We start from the raw sequence: 20432 nt of genomic DNA, 5'->3' as shown, positions 1-20432 counted from the left end.
CCCCTGAGAGCTACAGGGTGGGGCGGCCCGGCGTCCCACCGGGTGTTCCCGGGATGGAGCCGGGCGCCGGAGCGGCGGGACCGGAACCCGGGGTGGGCCCGTGGGCATCGTGCGGGCGGCCGTAGTGGGTGCCGATCTGCTCCCGGTACCCGGCGTCGCCGAGGTGCTTGTCCTTGTCGAACTCCGGGGCCGACTTGATCTCGTCCTTGGTGCGGGAGACCTGGATGACCTTGTCGTCGGTGTTCACGCCCGTGATGGTGCCGGCGGGCAGGAGGACTTCCTTGCCGAAGATCCACACCCCGGTGTCGACGACGATGTACTGGTCGCCGACCTCGTTGGAGTGCTTGTCGACCTTGCCGATGCTGCCGTCGGTCGCCTCGACCTTGAAGCCGGTCAGGTCGGTGCCGGGGATGTGGCCGCTGGTCGGCCGGTACGTCCACATGTCGTCGCTCACGGTGCGCCCTCCGCAGGTGTTGTCGCGGAGGGGCGGTGCCGTCTTGCACCGTGTGCCCTCATCCGCGGCTCGTTGCCGGGTGTCCTCGGGCGGCGCACCCAAACGGGGGAAAGGAGGGCCCTGTTGACGGTGCTCGGCGGTGCTCGGCGGTGCGGTGCGGCTAGGGCAGCGGGGTTCCGCCCGTGGCGTTGACGATCTCGGCCGTGATGTACGAGGCCTCCGGCGAGGCGAGGAAGACGTACGCGGGGGCCATCTCGGCGGGTTGCGCGGGCCGTCCGATGGGGGCCTGCCTGCCGAACGACCGGGTGTCCGGCAGGGTCGCCGGGATCAGCGGGGTCCACACCGGGCCCGGCGCCACGGCGTTGACGCGGATGCCCCGCTCGATCAGCATCTGCGCCAGCCCCTGGGTGAAGGTGACGATGGCCCCCTTCGTCATCGCGTAGTCCAGCAGGTGCGGGCTCGGCTTGTACGCCTGTACCGACGTGGAGTTGATGATGCTGCCGCCCTCCGGGATGTGCGGCAGAGCCATCTTGGACAGCCAGAACATGCCGTAGAGATTGGTGCGCAGCACCCGGTCGAACTGCTCGGTGGAGATCGCCTCGATGCCGTCGGGCTGCGACATCTGGTAGGCCGCGTTGTTCACGAGGACGTCGATGCGGCCGAACTCGGCGACGGCGCGGTCGATCAGCGCGCGGCAGTTCCGCTCCTCCCGTACGTCGCACGCGACCGGCACCGCGCGGCGGCCGGCCGCCTCGATCAGCCGTACGGTCTCGGCGGCGTCGTCCTTCTCGTCGTCCAGGTGCGTGAAGAGCACGTCGGCGCCCTCACGGGCGAAGGCCAGGGCGACCGCGCGGCCGATCCCGGAGTCGCCGCCGGTGATCACGGTCCTGCGGCCGTCCAGCCGCCCACTGCCGCGGTAGGACTCCTCGCCGTGGTCCGGGGGCGGGTCCATCGGTCCCGTCCAGCCGGGGTGCGGCTGGTCCTGGGACGGGAACTCGGGGGTCGGGTGCTGCTCCGCGGGATTGCGCTGTTCGCTCACGGGTCTGCCTCCTGGTGCCTGACGTGCGGTCCGGCGATCACGCCGGGGCGGCGGCGGGTACCCAGGATCACCGGCCTACCCCCTCCTTGCCGGCCCGGTCCGCCGCCCGTCCGCCCCCGCGACCGGGCTGCCGGTGAGGTCGCGGAGGCGTGAGGTCGTCGGGCCGCGCGGCGAGGTCGGGGGTTGGAGTGCGGTTCCCGGTCAGCGGCGGTGGACGCTCACCGCGTATCCGCCGCCCGTGTAGGGCTCGGCGTCCCAGGTGGCGAAGCGGTCGGCGAGCGTGAGGCCCGCGGCGGCGCAGTGGGCGTCGTACTGGGCCAGGGTGAGGCCGGGCGGTACGGGCAGGTGCTCCCGGTCCAGGCCGAAGCCCGCGACGAGCAGCCCGCCGGGCTTCAGGGCGCCGGCGAGTGCGGCGGCGACGCCGGCCTCGGTGCCCGGTGCGAGGAGGGGGAAGACGTTGCCCGCGGCGACGACGAGGTCGAAGCCGGGGGTGACACCCGTGGCGGCCGGGTCGAATTCCGCGAGGTCGGCCTCCAGCCAGGTCAGTGCCGGCGCGGTCCTGCGCGCCACGGCCAGCATGGAGGCGTCGCGGTCGACGCCGACGCCGTCGTATCCCCGTCGGGCCAGTTCGATCAGGACCCGGCCGGTGCCGCAGCCGGCGTCCAGGACGCGCGACCCGCGGGGCACCAGCGTGGCGCACAGCCGGGCCTCGCCGTGCACGTCCTGCCCGCCCTCGGCCAGCTCCGCGAAGCGGGCCGCGTACTGCTCGCCGGTCCTGCCGCCGGTCAGCTGCTCCCATCGGTTCATGGCCGCGAGTGTAGGCCCGGACCCCGGGCCTCAGTGCCGCACGTGCGGCCAGTCGGCCAGCTCGTCGGCGCCGGCGGGCCGGGCGGTGGCCTCTTCGACGGTGTCGTGGAACGAGTAGACGGGACGCAGTCCGCCGAGGTGGAACACCCGGAGCAGCCGCTCGTCGTCGCACGCGATCCGCAGCGAGCCGTGCCGGGCCTGGATGCGCTTGGTGACCGCCACGATCATCCCGAGCCCCGCCGAGTCCAGGAACGGGGCCCCGCGCAGATCGAGGACGAAGTGCCGGTGACCGTCGTCCAGGAGCCGGACGACCGCGGCGCGCACGACGGGCGCGAAGGCGATGTCGATCTCACCACTGGCGCCGACGACGGTCCAGCCGTTCGTCACGCGGTAACCGACCGACCCCTGCGGTCCTGCCAGCTCTTGCTCAGTCACTATCCATCCCTCACATGTGCCGCCCGATTTGTCCTGCCTCATCCAGGAAACGGGACCGCCGACGCCGTCACAAGGGCCCGGATTTCAGATGGTGAGCGAGAGCCCCCGGGAGACCCGCTCCGCGGTGACGACCAGACGCGCCACGGCGTCGTCGAGCGAGGCGGCACGGCTGATGTTCACGGAGATCCCGAGCGCGCCGATGGTGTCGCCCTGACGGACGGGCACCGCCACGCACGCCGTGCCCAGCGCGTACTCCTCGACGTCGGTGACGGCGGGCACCAGAGCGGCGGCGTCGAGGCGGCGCAGCAGTTCGCGGCGGTAGGTGATGGTGCGGGGGGTGAGGTCGTTCAGCGTGTGACGGGAGAGGTAGTCGGCGCGGGCCTCCGGGTCCAGTTCGCGCAGCACGCACTTGCCCAGTGCGGTGGCGTGTCCCGCGTCCTCGAAGCCCACCCACAGGTCGACGCGCGGCGCCTTGGGGCCGTCCACGATCTCCGCGACACGTATCTCGCCGTCCTCGTAGAAGGTCAGGTAGGCCGCGGCGGACAGGCCGTCGCGCAGCTCCGCGAGCGTGGGGCGGACCCTGCTGAGCGCCGCCTGCTCGCGGCTGCCGCCGTGCAGCGCGCCCAGTTTCTCGCCGAGGACGAAGGTGCCGTCGTCGAGTTTGCGCACGTAGCCGTCGTGGACCATCGTGCGCAGGAGGTGGTAGGTGGTGGCCAGGGCCAGGCCCGTCTCGCGGGCCAGCTGCTTGGCCGGGACGCCGCCGTCGTGCGCGCCGACCGCTTCCATCAGCCGGAAGGCTCGCTGGACCGACGAGATGAGTGTGGGGCCGTCCTTGCCACTCATGCCTCCACCGTGCTCGCGCGCACGGGCCGGCGCAAGTCCGCCGGGGGCGGCCGCCTCCGGCGGCCACCGAGCGGGCCGGTCGCGCGGGCTAGCCGCGGGATTCCGCGGCGGCCGCGGCCGCGCACAGTGCGCCCCACGCGGCGGCGAAGCCGGCGATCTTCGGGCGGCGGCCGGCGTCGGGCAGCAGGGTGCCGAAGAGGGCGGCGTCCGAGAGGTCGGCGGCGACCCGGCACGCGGTCGCGGTCCGCCGCGCCGACGGGCCGGAAGCCAGGAGCATGGCCGTGCCGACCGCCAGGTCCCGGGCTCCGACGGCCCTGATCAGCAGAGCGGTCGACGTCGGCACGTCCCCGTCGGGCCCGGTGAGGCCGCACGGCCTGCCCAGGCATCGGGGCCGGATCATGATGGCCGCACTGTAGGCGGCGGTCGCCGCGCCCAGGACCCTCACCGCGGTGCCGTTCACGACGTCCTCCTCATCCGGGGAAACTCGGCACGTCGTGTTCCCAGGAGCCCCACGGCGACACCGGGCGGCCACGACGGGTTCCGGCCGGGGGCGCGCGGTACCTCTCTCACGCGTTGTCGAGCCAGAGGTCCAGGTTGAGCGCGGCGGCGTAGGCGACCCAGGCCGCGTACGGCAGCAGCAGGAGCGCGGCGGCACGCCGGTGCCGGCCGAAGGCGATGATCGTCGCGGTCAGGGCCAGGAGCAGGAGGCAGATGTCGGCGAAGGCGAGTCCGTACTGGCCGGCGGCGAAGAACAGCGGCGTCCACGCCAGGTTGAGGCCCAGCTGCACCGCCCACCAGACCATCGCCGGTCGGAGCGGCGCGGCCGGCCGGCGCAGATACAGCCACGCCGCGACGGCGACGGTGCCGTAGAGGACGGTCCACACCGGACCGAAGAGCGAGGCGGGCGGGGCCCAGGGGGGACGGTCGAGCGACTGGTACGTGCCGCCGGCGTCGGCGGACGCCAGGCCGCCGATCGCGGCCACGGCGTAGCAGACCCCGAGCAGGCCCAGCAGCAGGAGCGGGCCGGCCCGGGCCTCCGGGGGGCTGCTGGGCCGGCTCGTCACGGTGCCCTCCTCGTCGCGGTCCGACCGGCCGGGTGCCCCGGGGCGGGGGTGGGCACACACAGGCCGTCGAGGGTCGGCGCCGCCACGTCGGGGGCGGCGGTTCCCCGGTCAGCCGGTTCCGGCCGGCCGCCACCGGGCCGGCGGCACGAGCCGGCCGGTCCGACCCCGCTCCGCAGGTGAGTGAGCCCACGCGGGCCCGGCTACATCAGTGAGATGGCCCGGGCGACGAAGAAGCCGGCGAAGATCACGGCGCCGACGAGGATGATCCACGTCCAGATCCTGGGGTGCTCCCAGATTCCGCCGTCGGGGCGCTCCTCGTGGGCCTCGGCCGTGGACCCTTCGACCGGAGGGGTTTCCTGGGGAGGTACGAGCGGTTCCGCCATGGTTCCAGGCTCCTGCAGAAGCCGCGGGTACGCATCCGGGCGGGCGGCGAGCCGCTCGCGCCCCGCACCCGGACGCGCGCGGAGCTACGACGCCGGGGCGGGCGGGTGGAAGCAGGCCATGACGGTCTTGCCGTCGGGGCAGGGGCGGGCCTCCCAGTCGTCCGCCAGCGCCTCGACGAGGAACATCCCGCGCCCGCCCAGCCCGTCGGTGCTCGCGGCCCGGGGCAGCGGAAGCTGGGCCGAGGCGTCGTGGACGGCGATGTGCAGGCAGCGCTCGTCCCAGGTCATCATCAGCTGGGCGTTGCTGCGGGCGTGCACCTGCGCGTTGGTGACGAGCTCCGAGACGGTCAGCAGGACGGCGTCCACGGTGTCCGGAGCCCTGGCGGTCCACTCCAGCTTGCGCAGGTTGTCCCGGGCCCAGTCACGTGCCGTCTTCACATCTCTGCTGAGCGGCAACGACCTTGCCCAGCCCACTGCCCGTAGGGATGATCCACTCACCGTCGGCACCTCCTGCTCCGGTTTCCGTCCTCCGCCACGACTACCCCGCCGCGGCGGAACGAGGCACGGCGGGAGCGGAGTCCACTTCCCGACCCGTCGCCTGATGCCCGAAATGTCCGCTGTTTTCACGTGGTTGGCCGGGCGCGGGGTCACCGTGGGCCGCATCGCGTCGATGCGGGCCTCCGCGGTCACGAGCGGGGACGGAGCGCGCCCGGCACAATGGCGCGATGGATCATCAGTTCACGGGCATACCGGAGTTGACCGAGACTCCCCGGGTCGCGGTCGTCGTCGACGTGATGCGGGCCTTCACCGTGGCCGCCTGGGCGTTCTCGCGCGGAGCCGAGCGGATCGTACTCGCCTCGACCGAACGTGAGGCGCTCGCACTCAAGGAGGGCGGAGGGGACTGGCTCGCCCTGAAGGACGGGGCTCCCGCGCCCGGGTTCGACGCGGTGAACTCACCCGCCCTGCTCAGGTCCGCGGACTTCGGCGGTCGGACCCTGGTGCAGAAGACGACGGCCGGGACCGTCGGGGCGCTGGCCGTGGCTCAGGCGCCGCTGGTCCTGTGCGCGAGCTTCGCGGTGGCCGGACCGACCGCGCGGTACCTCCGGAGCAGGGCGGCCGGGCCGGTCACCTTCGTCGTCACCGGGGAGGACGGGCGGGCGGAGGAGGACCTGGCCTGTGCCGAGTACATCGCCCGGCGGGTGGACGGTGACGGTGCCGACCCCGCCCCCTACGTCCACCGCGCGCGGACCTCACGCGCGGCGGGGGAACTCGCGGAAGGCCTGCGGGCCGGGTCCCACCCGGACGACGTCGCTCTCTGCCTGGAGGTCGACCGGTTCCCCTTCGCCATGGTGGCCGGTCAGGAGGGCCCTTTGACGGTACTCCGGCCCGTGGCGGTACCTGCCGCCGAGGCCGACTGACCCGTCGGAGGGGGACGTTGGCCGGAAGCGCGCCTCCGGCCGGATCGGGTGGGCCGCACCCCTGGACGGTCGTCCGGGGGGTGTGCTCTGATCCTCAGTGCGCTCCCGTCTTCCAACGATGTACAACGCCGCGCCCCCCTCCCCCACCCACGCGGTGCCCCGCCCTCGTACGGCCCGCGGTGGGACCTGCGGCTCCGAAGCATCCGAGTCCACAGTCAGGAGACCCCGCATGTCCGTCAGCAGACGCACCCTCCTCGGCACCGGCGCCCTGGCCCTCGGCACGGCGGCCCTGGGCGGCCCGTTGACCGGCTCCGCCTCCGCCTCCACGCCGAGGGCGGCCGGCGCCCTCGCGCCGGAGGCCTTCCGCAAGCTGCCCGCCGGCAGCGTCACCGCGCGGGGCTGGCTCGCCGGTCAGCTCCGACTCCAGCTCGACGGCCTGTGCGGCCGCTTCGAGAGCAGGTCGCACTTCCTGGACTTCTCGGCGACCGGCTGGGTGCACCCGGAGCGCGGCGCGTGGGAGGAGGTGCCGTACTGGCTGCGCGGATACGTGCCGATGGCGGTCGCCACCGGTGACGCCGGCGCGCTCGCCCGTTCGCGCACATGGATCGACGCGATCCTGGCCACGCAGCAGAGCGACGGCTTCTTCGGGCCGCGCGCGCTGCGCACCTCGCTGAACGGCGGCCCGGACTTCTGGCCGTTCCTGCCGCTGCTCCAGGCCCTGCGCACGCACGAGGAGTTCACGGGCGACGAGCGCGTCGTCCCCTTCATCACCCGGTTCCTGCGATTCATGAACGCGCAGGGGCCCGGCGCGTTCAACACCAGCTGGGTCTCCTACCGCTGGGGCGACGGCCTCGACGTCGCCCTGTGGCTGCACCGCCGCACCGGCGAGGCGTTCCTGCTCGACCTGGCCACCAAGATGCACACCCTGGGCGCCGACTGGACCGGTCCCACGCCCTCCCGGCACAACGTCAACATCGCCCAGGGCTTCCGCGAGCCCGCGCAGTACGCGCTGGTCACCGGTGACGAGGAGCTGACCCGCGCCACCTACCGGGCCTACGACCAGGTCATGGACGTCTACGGGCGCTTCCCGGGCGGCGGCATGGCCGGGGACGAGAACTACCGCCCCGGCTTCACCGACCCCCGGCAGGGCTTCGAGACCTGCGGGATCGTCGAGTTCATGGCCAGCCACGAACTGCTCACGCGGATCACCGGCGACCCGGTCTGGGCCGACCGGTGCGAGGACCTGGCCTTCAACATGCTCCCCGCCTCCCTCGACCCGAGGGGCAGGGCCGTCCACTACGTCACCAGCGCCAACGGCGTCGACCTGGACGACCGGACCAAGACGCAGGGCCAGTTCCAGAACGGCTTCGCCATGCAGGCCTTCAAGCCCGGCGTCGACCAGTACCGCTGCTGTCCGCACAACTACGGCATGGGCTGGCCCTACTTCACCGAGGAGCTGTGGCTGGCCACCCCGGACGGCGGACTGGCGGCCGCGATGTACGCCCCGAGCCGGGTCCGCGCACAGGTCACCGGGGGCACGACCGTCACCGTCACCGAGGACACCGGCTATCCGTTCACCGACACGGTCACGCTGACCGTGTCCACGCCGCGCCCCGTCGCCTTCCCGCTGCGGATGCGGATGCCGGGCTGGTGCCAGGATCCGGAGGTCCGCGTCAACGGGGGCTCCGTGGCCGCTCCGTCCGGCCCCGACTGGGTGACCGTGCGGCGGACGTGGCGCGAGGGCGACCAGGTCTCCCTGCGGCTCCCCCAGCGGACCACGCTGCGCCGCTGGCCCGACCAGCACGACGCCGTCAGTGTCCAGCACGGGCCCCTCACCTACTCCCTGCGGATCGGCGAACGGTACGAGCGGTACGCGGGCGACGACGCCTTCCCCGAGTACGCCGTGCACGCCACCTCCCCCTGGAACTACGGCCTCACCGCCTCGCCCCGGCCGGTGTTCACCCCCGCCCGGGGCCCCGTGCCCGACAACCCCTTCACCCACGAGACGGTCCCGGTCCGCATCACCGCCGAGGCCCGCCGCGTCGAGGAGTGGATCACGGACGACGAGAACGTGGTCGCGCCCCTCCAGGCCGGACCGGCCCGCAGCGACTCCCCCGCCGAGACGGTCACCCTCGTGCCCATGGGAGCCGCGCGGCTGCGCATCACCGCCTTCCCCACGGCCGCGCCCGACGGGAGGGCCTGGACGCCGGAACCTCCCTTCCGGCGCCTGCGGAACAAGCACAGCGGCAAGGTCCTGGCCGTGGACGGCATGTCCCTGGACAACAGCGCGCGGGTCGTGCAGTTCGACAACTCCGGGACCGCCGACCACGCCTGGCAGCTCGTCGACCGGGGCGACGGCTGGTACCTGATCCGCAACGGCAACAGCGGCAAGGTCCTCGGCGTCGACGGCATGTCCACCGCCAACAGCGCCCAGGTCGTCCAGTACGAGGACAACGGCACCGCCGACCACCTGTGGGCCCTGGTGGACGACGGGGACGGCTGGTACCGCGTCCGGAACCGGCACAGCGGCAAGGTCCTGGCCGTCGACGGCATGTCGACGGGCAACAGCGCGCGGGTCGTCCAGTTCGACGACAACGGCACCGCCGACCACCTGTGGAAGTTCCTGTGACGCGCGCGGAGTGACACGGCGCGGAACGAGCCTTTGCCGCACCTGGGTTGACGGCGGATCAGCGAAGTGGTGCGCGAGGTCTGGACAGGTGCGGAAGGGCGTGTTGTCATTCCGCTGACACCAGCTTTCCAACGTTGCAAAGATGGCTTGCGAGGAAGGGTCCGATGACGAGACCACACAACCGCCCACGAGCCAGAGCGTGGGCGCTCCTGACAGCGGCGGCCCTGGTGCTGCCCACCACAGGCTTCACCGTCTCCGCCACGGCGGCGGAGACGGCCTCCGGCACGTCCACCCTCGCCGCCGAGAAGGACGGCGCGTCGGCCGTCCAGGTGCAGGGCCTGAAGGGCGAGTACTTCAGCATGTCCGCGCCGGGTGCGCGGGACTTCGCCGAACTCGGCGGGACCGTGCTCGACCCGCAGGTCAACTTCAACGGGCTGACCAGCACCTTCCAGGAGCTGACCGGCCGGACGGAGCACACCACCGCCCGCTGGACCGGGCAGATCGCGGCGCCCGCGACCGGGGACTACACCTTCCACGCCATCGGCGACAACGGCTTCCGGCTCTTCATCGACGGCGAGCCGGTCATCGACCACTGGCAGCCGGACTGGGACAACGAGCAGACCAGCGCCGCCGTCCGGCTGAACGCCGACGAGAAGCACGACTTCCGCCTGGAGATGTTCCAGGACACCGGCGGCGCCAACATGTTCCTGCGCTGGTCCACGCCGACCATGGCCAAGCAGATCGTGCCTATGTCGGCGTTCACCCCGCCGGACGACTTCGAGGTCTACCCGCTGGAGCTGAACGTCGGCGGGGACGGCCGGCAGGTGCGCGCCCGCTTCGAGGGCAGGGTCGGCGGCGTGGACGGGCTCGCCGAGCACGTGGAGGTCGAGGCCGACACGACCCCGATGCCCGTCAAGTCGGTGCGGGTGGCGCCCGGGGACCGCAACTCGCTCCTTATCACGCTCTCGGAGCCGATCCAGAAGGACCAGCAGGTCAAGTTCACCTACGACGGTGAAGCCGGCCTCACCGACGGCGGCGAGGCGGTCCCCGAGGTCGTCCGCTACGCGCAGAACGCGTCCACCCACCGCCTCACCACCCCGTGGGGCGACAAGGTGGACGAGAGGAACCCGCTGCCCGAGTACCCGCGGCCCCAGCAGGTCCGGTCCCAGTGGAAGAACCTGAACGGGCCCTGGCAGTTCAGCGCGGCCGAGGCCGGCGAGCAGCCGGTGTTCGGGCGGAACCTGGACGAGAAGATCATCGTGCCGTTCCCGGTCGAGTCGCAGCTCTCCGGACTCGAGCGGCACGAGGACCACATGTTCTACCGCAGGCTCGTGGAGGTGCCGAAGAGCTGGAAGGTCGGCAAGAGCGACAAGGCCGGCAACCGCCTGAAGCTGAACTTCGGCGCCGTCGACTACCAGGCACGCGTCTTCGTCAACGGCAAGAAGGTCGCGGAGCACACCGGCGGGTACAACGCGTTCAGCGCCGACATCACCGACGCCCTCAAGGGCAAGGGGCCGCAGGAGGTCGTCGTCGCGGTCACCGACACCGGCGGCGCCAACCAGCCGATGGGCAAGCAGTCCCGCACCCCGGGCGGCATCTTCTACACCCAGTCGTCCGGCATCTGGCAGACCGTGTGGATGGAGCCCGTCGCCCCCGCCTCCGTTGACAACGTAGTCACGACCCCGGACATCGACACCGGCAGCCTCGCGGTGACCGTCGAGTCCGGTGACGCCTCCGCGCGCGCCCGGGTCGAGGCCGTCGCCCGGGACAAGCGCGGCAAGGTCGTCGGCAGGGTCAGCGGGCCCGCCAACCAGAAGCTGCGGCTGCCGGTGGCCGAACAGCATCTGTGGAGCCCCGACGACCCCTACCTCTACGACCTCGACGTGAAACTCGTCGACGGCAGGTCGACCGACCGGGTCGGCGGCTACTTCGGCATGCGGAAGATCAGCGTCGAGAAGGTCGGCGGATTCCCGAAGCTGGTGCTCAACGGAAAGCCGGTCTTCTCCCTCGCCACCCTCGACCAGGGCTTCTGGCCGGACGGCCTGTACACGGCGCCCAGTGACGACGCCCTCGCCTTCGACCTGGAGGCCCACAAGAAGCTGGGCTTCAACGCCGTGCGCAAGCACATCAAGGTCGAGTCGCCCCGCTGGTTCTACCACGCGGACCGGCTCGGGCTGCTGGTCTGGCAGGACTTCGTCTCCGGCAACTTCCCCGACGAGTCGGGGCAGCAGGCCTTCGTCGACCAGGGCACGGAGATGATGCGGCAGCACCACAACTCGCCGTCCATCATCGGGTGGATCGTCTTCAACGAGGGCTGGGGCGAGTGGAACCGCGAGGCCACCGGGCGACTCGCCGAGTCCGTGAAGGCCGCCGACCCGTCCCGGATCGTCAACGCCCACAGCGGTGTCAACTGCTGCAATTCCAAGGGTGACTCGGGCAAGGGCGACATCATCGACCACCACGACTACAACAACGAGGATCCGCCCTTCCCCGACGCGACGCGGGCGGCGATGGACGGCGAGCACGGCGGCTTCACCCTGCGCACGCCGGGCCACATGTGGCCGGGCGCGCCGACGGTGATCTACAGCGGCGTGGCCGACAAGGAGGCGCTGACCCGCAAGTACGTCGAGAACACCGAGAAGTTCTACCTGGCCCAGGCCGGCGCGGAGCTGTCGGGTTCGGTGTACACGCAGATCACCGACCTGGAGAACGAGCTCAACGGCCTGTACACGTACGACCGCAGGGAGATCAAGGTCGACCCGGTCCGGGTCCGCGAGATCAACCGCAAGGTCATCGCGGCCGGTGCCGCGGCGGGCGACCGGGCGCCGCTGACGGGTGGCGGCAGCTGGTCCCTCGACGAGGGCGCCGGCGCCACCGCCGGGGACAGCGGGCCGAACGGCCGGGACCTCACCCTCGCCGAGGGCACGGGGTGGACGCCGGGCGTCAGCGGCAGCGCGCTGAAGTTCGACGGCCAGGGGCAGTCCGCCGAGACGGACGGGCCGGTGCTCGACACCACGGGCAGCTACTCGGTCTCCGCCTGGGTCCGCCTCGACGCGCTCCCCGGCAACTACGCCACCGCCGTCAGCCAGGACACGCGCCGCCAGGCCAGCCCGTTCTACCTCCAGTACGGTCAGGGCGCCTTCGCCTTCAGCACGCCCGGTGAGAACCGGGCCCGCGTGGCGGTCACCCCCGAGACGGGCCGCTGGTACCACCTCGTGGGCGTTCGGGACGGCGCGGACGACCGGCTCAGTCTGTACGTCGACGGTGAGCCCGCGGCCACCGCGGCCGCCGGGCCCGCCTACCCGAGCACCGGCCCGCTGACCGTGGGCCGCGCCCAGTGGGACGGCAACCCGACCGACTTCTGGAACGGGGCGGTCGACCAGGTCCACGCCTACGACAAGGCCCTCACCGCCGAGGAGGTGAGGGCGCTGTTCACCGAGGAGAGGCCGTAGGCACCGGGCTCTCCGAGGTCGCGGCGGGAAGCGGGGTCACCCGCTTCCCGCCGCGTTGCTTCAGCCGACCGGGCCGACCGACACGTTGTCGAAGGAGGCGTCCGTGCCGAAGACCCGGACACCATTGGCCCCGCTGCGATGCGTGCCGTCGGTGACGGAGATCCTCGGGGTCGTCATGTCGTCCACGTACACCTTGATGGAGGAGCCGACGGCGGTGACCCGCAGCCGGTGGGGGGCTCCCGGGTCCAGGGGCATGCGGGCGCTCCCCAGCGGCGTCCAGGAGCCGTCGGCCCGGCCGAGCAGCACCCTGCCGTCCCGTGCGATGCCCGCGTAGTACCCGGAGTACGCGTCCACGCCGGCCGACGGCCGGGTCACCCGGAAGGCCAGCCCGGCGTCGCCGTTGCCCGACCCGAGGCGCACGTCGGCGTCCTGGGTGAAGTCGGCGAAATCGGTGTCCAGCAGGGCCTTGCCGCCCAGCGACGAACCGGCCCGGTAGCCCCCGCTCGCGGACGCCCAGGAACCCCCGTAGGTCCGCCAGCCGAGCGCGTTGCCGTCGGCGAAGTTGTCCTTCACGCCCATGCGGATGCGGCGGATGGTTCCGTCGGGGTTGAAGTACATCCGGTCGTAGGCGAGTTGGCGGTGGTTGCCGTCCGTCTCGCTGAGCGGGCGGCGGTGGTAGACGATGTACCAGATGTCCGTGCCCGGCACGTTGATCACGGAGTTGTGGCCGGACCCCTTGGCGACCGCGGGGTCCTGGGCGAGCACTCTGTCGATCTTCTCGAAGGGTCCGGTGGGCGAGTCGGCGATCGCGTAGGAGACCGAGTAGTCGGGCCCGGTCCAGCCGCCCTCGGACCACATCAGGTAGTACTTGCCGCCCCGCTTGAACATCTGGGGCCCCTCGACGTAGTCCGCCGGGGTGATCTCCTTGTACGTCGACCCGTCGGCGAAGGTGCCGAGGCTGGTCATGTCCCGGTTGAGCTTGACGACGTTGGCGTGGCCCCAGCCGCCGTAGTACATGTACGCCTGTCCGTCGTCGTCGATGAAGACGTCCTGGTCGATGGGCTGGGCGCCGTTGTGGAACCGGGAGACCAGCGGGCGGCCGATGGCGTCCTTGTACGGCCCCTCGGGGCGGTCGGCGACGGCCACGCCGATGCCGCCGGTCTGGGAGTCGTTCTGGATGTCGTTGGCGGCGAAGTACAGGTAGTACCTGCCGTCGCGCTCGATCGGCGCCGGCGCCCAGAGCGCGTACTTCGCCCAGGAGACGTCGGCCGTCTTCAGGACCTCGCTGTGTCTGGTCCAGTGGACCAGGTCCGTCGAGGAGAACGCGTCGAGGTAGGTCTGCTCGGCGTAGCTCTTGGAGGTCGTAGGGAAGACCCAGTAGCGCCCGTCGTAGCGGGCGGTGTCGGGGTCGGCGTACCAGCCGTCGACGAAGGGGTTGCCGGCCTCGGAGGTGGAGTATTCGGGGGCGGCGACGGCGGCGGAGGGCGAGAGCATCGCGATCAGTCCGGCGGAGAAGAACAATGCGCAGGACTTGGCGACGAGCCCGGTCGCTCTGACGGTGGTCATGGCTGGGCGTCTCCTGTCGGTCGGTGGTGGGGGGTGCACCGGCCGGCGGGTGGTCGTGGCACCGGCCGTGGAGACCGGACGCGGCAGCCGGCTCGTGGGCACGGCTGCCGCGTCCGGGGCTTGTCACATCAGCCGGCGTCTGCGGCCGAGCCAGGTCTGGGCGATGACGACGAGGGCCAGGAAGGCGCCGCTGACGACGAGTTGGTAGGACGAGTCGAGGGAGCCGATCTGGTTGATGACGTTCTGGATGACCTTGAGCAGCAGGACGCCGACCAGCGAGCCGCTGACGTAGCCGAGCCCGCCGGTGAGGAGTGTGCCGCCGATGACGACGGCGGAGATGGCGTCCAGCTCCATGCCGTTGCCGAGGATGGTCACGCCGGAGGCGAGCCAGGCGGCGTTCAGGGCGCCGGCCAGTCCGGCGAGCAGCCCGGACAGGGTGTAGACGAGGATCTTGGTGCGGGCGACCGGGGCGCCCATCAGGGCCGCCGCGTCCTCGTTGCCGCCGACGGCGTACACGTGCTGTCCGAAGCGGGTGCGGCGCAGCACCACGGCGCCCGCGCCGAACAGGGCGAGTGTGATCCACACCGGGTTGCCCAGGCCGAGCGTGCTGCCCTGGCCGAGTTCGGCGAGGAAGGAGCCCTTGGCGATGAGGTAGGTGTTGGCGCCCTCGTCGGTCAGGGCGAGCATCAGGCCGCGGGCGCCGAGCATGGCGGCCAGGGTGACGATGAAGGGGGCGAGCCGGGAGCGGGCCACGAGCAGGCCGTTGACGACGCCGATCAGTCCGCAGACCGCGAGCGGCAGCAGCAGGGCGACCAGGGTGCCGTGGCGCGATCCCCAGGCGGCGAGGACGCCCCCGAGGGCGAACAGGGAGCCCACCGACAGGTCGATGCCGCCGGTGATGATGACGAAGGTCATGCCGAGGGCGACGATGGCCAGGAACGCCGAACTGGTCGCCATGTTGGTGATGTTGTCGCCGGTGGCGAAGGAGTCGAAGGAGAACGACGCCACCAGGGAGACGATCACCAGGACGGCCAGGGCGCCGTGCTGCTGGACCAGGGCGCTCAGCCGCTCGGAGCGCGCCGAGCCGGCGGGCTCGGTGGCGTCAGTCGGTTCGTTGCTCGCGGTGACCATGGGCGCGTCCGTCTTGGTCACGCTCATCGCTTCCCCCGTCCTCGTGCCGCGTAGACGGCGCACACGATCACTATGGCCTGGGCGATCTGGGTCCACGAGGGCGGCAGATCGTGCTTGATCAGCGTGGCGGTGAGCAGCTGGATCAGGACGGCGCCCGCCACGGTGCCGGCGATGTTGACGCGGCCGCCGGTCAGGGGCGTGCCGCCGACCACGACGGCGGTGATGGCCGAGAGCTCCATCAGGTTGCCGAGCGAGGTGGGGTCGCTGGCCTGGAGCCGGGCGGTCGCCAGGACGCCCGCCACGGCCGCGAGCAGGGCGCAGGCCACGTACACGAGGATGAGGACGCGGCGCACCGGGAGTCCGGCCAGCTCGGCGGCGGGCCGGCTGTCGCCGATGGCGAGGAGCTGGCGGCCGAAGGTGGTGCGGCGGACCACGAAGGCCACCAGCAGGGCCAGTCCGGCGGCGATCAGGATCAGGTACGGGAAGCCGAGCGCGTCGCCCGAGCCCAGGGAGGCCAGTGCGGGGTTGCGCAGGTCCTCCAGCTGGGGCAGCAGTACCAGGGCGAGACCCCGGCCGCCGACCATGAGGGCCAGGGTGGCCACGATCGGCTGGACGCCGACGAAGGCGACCAGGGCTCCGTTGGCGAGCCCGACGCCGGCCGCGAACAGCGCCACGACCAGCAGCGCGGGCAGCAGGCCGTAGCCGAGGTAGAGGGCGGTGGCGGAGGCGGCCAGCGCCATCACGGCGCCGACGGACAGGTCGACGCCCTCGGTGCCGATGACCAGGGCCATGCCGAGCGCGACGATGATGACCGGCGCGACCTGGACGGCCTGGGTGCGGAAGTTCTCGGCGGACAGGAAGTGCGGGGTGATGACGATGTTGACGACGAGGAGCAGGGCCACGCCCGCGTAGACGCCGTACGTCTGCAGCCACTGCAGGACGCGGGCCTTGTCCAGCGGGGCGGTGCGCAGGGTGGCCTCAGCCATGGGTGACCGCCTCCTCGGGCGTGCCCCGCGGCGGGGCCTCACCGGCGATGGTGCGCATCAGCTGGTCCTCGGTGACGTCGTCGCCGGTCAGTTCGCCGACGACCGCACCGTCCTTCAGTACGACCACGCGGTCGGACCCTTCGATCAGTTCCTCCAGGTCGGAGGAGATGAGCAGGACGCCCAGGCCGTCCGCGGCGAGTTCGTCGACGAGTTTCTGCACCTCGGCCTTGGCGCCGACGTCGATGCCCCGGGTGGGTTCGTCGAGGAGCAGCACCTTGGGGTTCATCGCCAGCCAGCGGGCGAGGAGCACCTTCTGCTGGTTGCCGCCGGACAGCTCACCGACCTTCTGGTGGGGTGAGGAGGCCTTGATGCGCAGCCGCTTCATGAAGGTGTCCACGATGCCGTCCACCCGGGACTCGGAGACCAGTCCGAAGCGGGAGAGCCGGGGCAGGACGGCGAGCGCGATGTTCTCCCGCACCGAGAGGCCGGGGACGATGCCCTCGCTCTTGCGGTCCTCGGGCAGCAGGCTGATGCCGGCCCGGATGGCGGCGGGTGTCGAGCCGCCGCGCAGCGGCACGCCGGCCACCGTGACGGCACCCGAACTCAGGGCCAGGGAACCGGAGATGGCCTTGGCGGTCTCGGTGCGTCCGGAGCCGAGCAGGCCGCCGAGACCGACGACCTCACCCGGCCGGATGTCGAGGGAGACGCCGTGGAGCTTGTGCCGGGCCGACAACTCCCGTGCCGAGAGGACCGGTTGGTCGTCGGCGATCAGGTGCTCGCCGGAGAACTTGGTCTGGCCCTCGGCGCGCACCTCCCCCAGCTCTCGGCCGAGCATGGTCGACACCAGGTCGATCCGGTCCAGGTCGGCCAGGTCGCCGTGGTGGACGCGGCGACCGTCGCGCAGCACGGTGACCTTGCTGCACACGGCGTACAGCTCGTCCAGGCGGTGGCTGACGTAGATGACGGCGATGCCCTCGTCGCGCAGGCGGCGGATGACCGTGAACAGGGTCTCCACCTCCCGCGGTTCGAGGGAGGACGTCGGCTCGTCCATGATGACGACGCGCGCCTCGGTGGCCACGGCACGGGCCAGGGCCACCATCTGCTGGGCCCCGACACCGAGGGTGCGCAGCGACTGGCGGACGTCGACCCGGACGCCGTAGGTGCGCAGGATCTCGTCGGCCTCGCGGTTCATGCGGGCGAAGTCCAGGAGTCCGAGGCGGGTGCGGGGCTCGCGGCCGAGGAAGAGGTTGCGGGCCACGCTCAGCAGCGGGATGAGGTTGACCTCTTGGTAGATGGTCGAGATGCCGGCCTTCTGCGCCTCCAGCGGGGTCTCGAAGGAGACCTCCCGGCCCTGGAAGGAGATGCGGCCGGCGTCCGGCCGGTAGACGCCGGTGAGCAGCTTGATGAGGGTCGACTTTCCGGCGCCGTTCTCGCCGATCAGGGCGTGGACCTCGCCGGCGTGCACGGTCAGGTCCACGTCGTCCAGGGCGCGGACGCCGGGGAAGGTCTTGCTCAGTCCGCGGACGGCGAGGACTTCGGCGGGGGGTGCCACCTGTGCCTCCAGGAAGTGTGGTGCGGGCAGGACGACGGGGCCCGGGTGTCCCGGGCCCCGCGGAGGGTCAGTAGGCCTTGCCGATGTCCTGCTTGGCGTTGTCCGTGTTGTACGCGCCGTCCTCGATGACGATGTCCTGGGGCACCGCCTCGCCCTTGGTGAAGGTGTCGAGGGTCTGGAACGCGAGCGGCCCGAAGCGGGGGTTGGACTCGACGACCCCGCTGATCCACCCGTCGACGATGCCCTGGACGGCGTTGCGCGTGCCGTCGACGGTGATGATCTTGACGTCGCCGGCCTTCTTGCCGGCTCCCTTGAGCGCGGCCACCGCGCCGAGGCCCATCTCGTCGTTCTCCGCGTAGATGCCCTTGATGCCGGGCTTCGACTGGATGAGCTGCTCGGTGACCTGCTGGCCCTTCTCCCGGGCGAAGTCACCGGTCTGCTCGAAGACCACCTTCAGGTCCGGGGCCTTCTCGGCGACGCGCTCCTTGAAGCCCTTGGTGCGCTCGGTGGTGACGTTGTTGCCGGCCGCGCCGAGGAGGATGGCGACCTCGCCCTTGCCGCCCGTCGCCTCGATCATCTGGTCGGCGGCGCGGCGCCCCTGCTCGACGAAGTCCGAGGCGATGAAGGAGACGTAGTCCTTGCAGGCCTCGGCGTTGATCTTCCGGTCGATGGTGACGATCGGGACCTTCTTGGCGGCGGCGGCCTGGAGCACCGGGTCCCAGCCGTCGGAGTTCAGCGGCGCGATGACCAGCAGGTCGGCACCCTTGGCGAGCAGGTCCTGCACGTCGGTGATCTGCTTGGAGAACTGCGACTGGGCGTTGGCGGTGAGCAGCTTGACGCCCCGCTTCTTCGCCTCGTCCTTGATGGACTGGGTCTCGGCGATGCGGAACGGGTTGGCCTCCTTCTCCGACTGGGAGAAGCCGACGGTCGCACCCTTCAGGTCCAGCTTCTCGGCGCCGTACGCGTCGATGGTGCAGGTCTTGCTGCCCGGCTTCTGCTCGACGGCCTTCTGCTCGGCGCCGGCCGCGGACGACCCGGACTGCTTGCCGTCCGACGCGTCGTCCTCCGACTTCGCGCAGGCGGTCGCGGTCAGGGCCACGGCGGCGGCCAGGGCCACGACCACCGGGCGGCCGAGGAGGTGTGGACGGTGAGTGGTGCGCTGCATGGTGACCCCGATCCGGGTGGCGCTGAAAGGGAATTGGGGAGCCGGACTCTGTGCGACGACTACTGCTTCTCCCCCTGCGGAGGACCTTGTCCGGCCCGCCGCACAGAGGTTTTACATCGTTGCAAGGATGCTGTAAACCCCCCGTGCGCGACCTGAGATCAGAGCGCGCGGAACGAACTGGCTTTTCCGGCAGTCGCGTTCACCGGACCCCGGCGAACACGCGATCACCTCTTGACTTGCGGCCCACGTTGCGCGGAGACTGAGTCGTCCAGCGCCTGACAACGATGTCAGCGAGGCCGGGCGACCAAAGGCCTCCGCCGCACGGCCCGCCTCGCGGCCGTCGGACTCGTGCGCCTCAGACGCCGCCGGCTCCCCGGCCGAGCGTGCTCTCCCGCTCCGCGAGCCGGTGGTCCGCCCAGAAGCGGCGGGGTTCGGGAGACTGGCCGCCGAGCCGGGCCAGTACCGACTCCACCGCCAGCCGGCCGATGGCCTCCTTGTCGGGCGACACCGAGGTGAGCGTCACCGCGCCGAACCGGCCCTCGACGACGTCGTCGAACCCGACGACCGCGATGTCCTCGGGCACCCGCAGTCCCCGCGCGTGCAGGACGCGCATGGCGCCGATCGCGACCAGGTCGTTGTACGCGAAGACCGCGTCGGGCCGCCGGCCGGCCTCCAGGATCCGGGTCATGGCCGCCGCGCCGTCTGCGTGCCCCCAGCCGTCGGTGGCGGCCACGAGTCCGTCGTCGGCCGGGAGTCCGGCGGCGGCCAGCTCCTCGCGCCAGCCGCGCACCCGGAGCTGGGCGGGCTCGCTGCGGCCGCGCCGGTCCCCGATGAAGGCGACCTCGCGGCGGCCCAGGCCGATGAGGTGGCGGACGGCGGTGCGGGCCGCGGCGACGTTGTCGATGGCGATGTGGTCGTAGGGCAGGTCGTAGTCGCGTTCGCCCAGCAGCACCAGGGGCACGTCCTCCGTGCGGTCGCGCAGGTCCTGGGTCTCCAGCTCGATGGGGCTCATGATGAGCCCGTCGATGACCCGGGCCCGGAACCCCTGGCTGACCAGGATCTCCTGCTCCCGCCGTCCGCCGGTGTGGTCGAGCAGCACCGTGTAGTCGTGCGCGGCGGCGGCGTCGATGACGGCGGCGGCCAGCTCGGCGAAGTAGGGGTTGCCCAGTTCGGGCAGGGCGAGCGCGATGATGCCGGTGCGCCCCTTGCGCAGGTGGCGGGCGGTCAGGTTCGGCCGGTAGCCCAGTTCGTCGATGGAGCGCTGGACGCGCTCGCGCATGCCGGCGGTGACGTAGGGATAGTCGTTCACCACGTTGGACACGGTCTTGACGGAGACCCCCGCGTGCGCGGCGACGTCCTTGAGGCTGACCCGCACGTCGAATCCCTCCGAAGCGTCCCCACTCGGTGTTCGGTGCGGGGCGGGTGTCCCCACGGTGAGCCGGACTCCAAGCCCCTGGGCACGAGTTTACAACGTTATACAGCCCGTCTCCCGGCGCTGACAAGCAGGC

General features: G+C 71.8%; 17 protein-coding genes and 1 pseudogene. 3 read left to right on the top strand and 15 right to left on the bottom strand.

Annotation, left to right across the window (positions count from 1 at the left end):
- Positions 1 to 109 precede the first annotated feature (109 nt).
- The 9 genes and pseudogenes from IE108_RS28060 to IE108_RS28020 all read right to left on the bottom strand — a co-directional run.
- Positions 110 to 454 (bottom strand): annotated as a pseudogene (locus tag IE108_RS28060) (PRC-barrel domain-containing protein); the annotation flags it as partial.
- 160 nt (positions 455 to 614) lie between these two features.
- On the bottom strand, positions 615 to 1493 hold the full coding sequence (locus tag IE108_RS28055; RefSeq protein WP_064725911.1) for an SDR family oxidoreductase: 879 nt from the start codon (positions 1491 to 1493) through the stop codon (positions 615 to 617).
- Positions 1494 to 1694: 201 nt separating this feature from the next.
- The gene (locus tag IE108_RS28050; RefSeq protein WP_064725912.1) at positions 1695 to 2300 is read right to left on the bottom strand and encodes a class I SAM-dependent methyltransferase; all 606 of its coding nucleotides are present in this window, start codon (positions 2298 to 2300) and stop codon (positions 1695 to 1697) included.
- A 30-nt stretch (positions 2301 to 2330) separates the two neighbouring features.
- Positions 2331 to 2735, bottom strand: coding sequence for an STAS domain-containing protein (locus IE108_RS28045; protein WP_079163382.1), 405 nt, complete (start codon positions 2733 to 2735; stop codon positions 2331 to 2333).
- A gap of 84 nt (positions 2736 to 2819) precedes the next feature.
- Positions 2820 to 3578: an IclR family transcriptional regulator gene (locus IE108_RS28040; RefSeq protein ID WP_064725913.1), complete on the bottom strand. Its 759-nt coding sequence runs from the start codon at positions 3576 to 3578 to the stop codon at positions 2820 to 2822.
- Positions 3579 to 3666: 88 nt separating this feature from the next.
- Positions 3667 to 4038, bottom strand: a complete 372-nt coding sequence (locus IE108_RS28035; RefSeq protein WP_064725914.1) for a hypothetical protein — start codon at positions 4036 to 4038, stop codon at positions 3667 to 3669.
- Positions 4039 to 4144: 106 nt separating this feature from the next.
- The gene (locus IE108_RS28030) at positions 4145 to 4642 is read right to left on the bottom strand and encodes a TspO/MBR family protein (RefSeq protein WP_064725915.1); all 498 of its coding nucleotides are present in this window, start codon (positions 4640 to 4642) and stop codon (positions 4145 to 4147) included.
- A 200-nt stretch (positions 4643 to 4842) separates the two neighbouring features.
- Complete coding sequence (locus IE108_RS28025; RefSeq protein ID WP_064725916.1) at positions 4843 to 5025, bottom strand: DUF6480 family protein; 183 nt, start codon at positions 5023 to 5025, stop codon at positions 4843 to 4845.
- A gap of 84 nt (positions 5026 to 5109) precedes the next feature.
- Complete coding sequence (locus IE108_RS28020) at positions 5110 to 5523, bottom strand: ATP-binding protein (protein ID WP_064725917.1); 414 nt, start codon at positions 5521 to 5523, stop codon at positions 5110 to 5112.
- A gap of 227 nt (positions 5524 to 5750) precedes the next feature.
- On the opposite strand from IE108_RS28020, the gene IE108_RS28015 reads away from it, so the two are divergent.
- From IE108_RS28015 to IE108_RS28005, 3 genes are all read left to right on the top strand, one after another.
- Entirely contained in the window at positions 5751 to 6443 is a 693-nt protein-coding gene (locus IE108_RS28015) for a 2-phosphosulfolactate phosphatase (RefSeq protein WP_064725918.1), read from the top strand.
- A gap of 229 nt (positions 6444 to 6672) precedes the next feature.
- Positions 6673 to 9072 (top strand): RICIN domain-containing protein, encoded by a 2400-nt coding sequence (locus tag IE108_RS28010; RefSeq protein ID WP_064725919.1) that lies wholly within the window; start codon positions 6673 to 6675, stop codon positions 9070 to 9072.
- A 164-nt stretch (positions 9073 to 9236) separates the two neighbouring features.
- Positions 9237 to 12524, top strand: a complete 3288-nt coding sequence (locus tag IE108_RS28005) for a glycoside hydrolase family 2 (RefSeq protein ID WP_064725920.1) — start codon at positions 9237 to 9239, stop codon at positions 12522 to 12524.
- Positions 12525 to 12584: 60 nt separating this feature from the next.
- On the opposite strand, the gene IE108_RS28000 is transcribed toward IE108_RS28005, so the two are convergent.
- The 6 genes from IE108_RS28000 to IE108_RS27975 all read right to left on the bottom strand — a co-directional run bounded on the left by IE108_RS28000 (position 12585) and on the right by IE108_RS27975 (position 20299).
- The gene (locus tag IE108_RS28000; RefSeq protein WP_064725921.1) at positions 12585 to 14090 is read right to left on the bottom strand and encodes a glycoside hydrolase family 43 protein; all 1506 of its coding nucleotides are present in this window, start codon (positions 14088 to 14090) and stop codon (positions 12585 to 12587) included.
- A 123-nt stretch (positions 14091 to 14213) separates the two neighbouring features.
- Positions 14214 to 15248, bottom strand: a complete 1035-nt coding sequence (locus IE108_RS27995) for an ABC transporter permease (protein WP_064725922.1) — start codon at positions 15246 to 15248, stop codon at positions 14214 to 14216.
- Positions 15245 to 16207, bottom strand: coding sequence for an ABC transporter permease (locus IE108_RS27990; protein ID WP_064725923.1), 963 nt, complete (start codon positions 16205 to 16207; stop codon positions 15245 to 15247). Before IE108_RS27990 ends, IE108_RS27995 begins: the two co-directional genes overlap by 4 nt.
- The gene (locus IE108_RS27985; protein ID WP_064725924.1) at positions 16200 to 17759 is read right to left on the bottom strand and encodes a sugar ABC transporter ATP-binding protein; all 1560 of its coding nucleotides are present in this window, start codon (positions 17757 to 17759) and stop codon (positions 16200 to 16202) included. Before IE108_RS27985 ends, IE108_RS27990 begins: the two co-directional genes overlap by 8 nt.
- Positions 17760 to 17826: 67 nt before the next feature.
- Complete coding sequence (locus IE108_RS27980) at positions 17827 to 18924, bottom strand: ABC transporter substrate-binding protein (protein ID WP_064725925.1); 1098 nt, start codon at positions 18922 to 18924, stop codon at positions 17827 to 17829.
- Positions 18925 to 19279: 355 nt separating this feature from the next.
- Complete coding sequence (locus IE108_RS27975; protein WP_064725926.1) at positions 19280 to 20299, bottom strand: LacI family DNA-binding transcriptional regulator; 1020 nt, start codon at positions 20297 to 20299, stop codon at positions 19280 to 19282.
- Positions 20300 to 20432 lie beyond the last annotated feature (133 nt).

This window comes from Streptomyces parvulus (assembly GCF_014648855.1).
Taxonomy (GTDB): Bacteria; Actinomycetota; Actinomycetes; order Streptomycetales; family Streptomycetaceae; genus Streptomyces; species Streptomyces parvulus.
Note: the sequence above shows the minus strand (reverse complement) of the source record. Positions and strands in the feature narration are given on the sequence as shown.

Excerpts from the sequence above, each read along its gene's own strand:
- IE108_RS28050 (WP_064725912.1), bottom strand. The coding sequence starts at position 2,300 with ATGAACCGATGGGAGCAGCTGACCGGCGGCAGGACCGGCGAGCAGTAC.
- IE108_RS28040 (WP_064725913.1), bottom strand. The coding sequence starts at position 3,578 with ATGAGTGGCAAGGACGGCCCCACACTCATCTCGTCGGTCCAGCGAGCC.
- IE108_RS28025 (WP_064725916.1), bottom strand. The coding sequence starts at position 5,025 with ATGGCGGAACCGCTCGTACCTCCCCAGGAAACCCCTCCGGTCGAAGGG.
- IE108_RS28015 (WP_064725918.1), top strand. The coding sequence starts at position 5,751 with ATGGATCATCAGTTCACGGGCATACCGGAGTTGACCGAGACTCCCCGG.
- IE108_RS28010 (WP_064725919.1), top strand. The coding sequence starts at position 6,673 with ATGTCCGTCAGCAGACGCACCCTCCTCGGCACCGGCGCCCTGGCCCTC.
- IE108_RS28005 (WP_064725920.1), top strand. The coding sequence starts at position 9,237 with ATGACGAGACCACACAACCGCCCACGAGCCAGAGCGTGGGCGCTCCTG.
- IE108_RS28000 (WP_064725921.1), bottom strand. The coding sequence starts at position 14,090 with ATGACCACCGTCAGAGCGACCGGGCTCGTCGCCAAGTCCTGCGCATTG.
- IE108_RS27995 (WP_064725922.1), bottom strand. The coding sequence starts at position 15,248 with ATGAGCGTGACCAAGACGGACGCGCCCATGGTCACCGCGAGCAACGAA.
- IE108_RS27990 (WP_064725923.1), bottom strand. The coding sequence starts at position 16,207 with ATGGCTGAGGCCACCCTGCGCACCGCCCCGCTGGACAAGGCCCGCGTC.
- IE108_RS27980 (WP_064725925.1), bottom strand. The coding sequence starts at position 18,924 with ATGCAGCGCACCACTCACCGTCCACACCTCCTCGGCCGCCCGGTGGTC.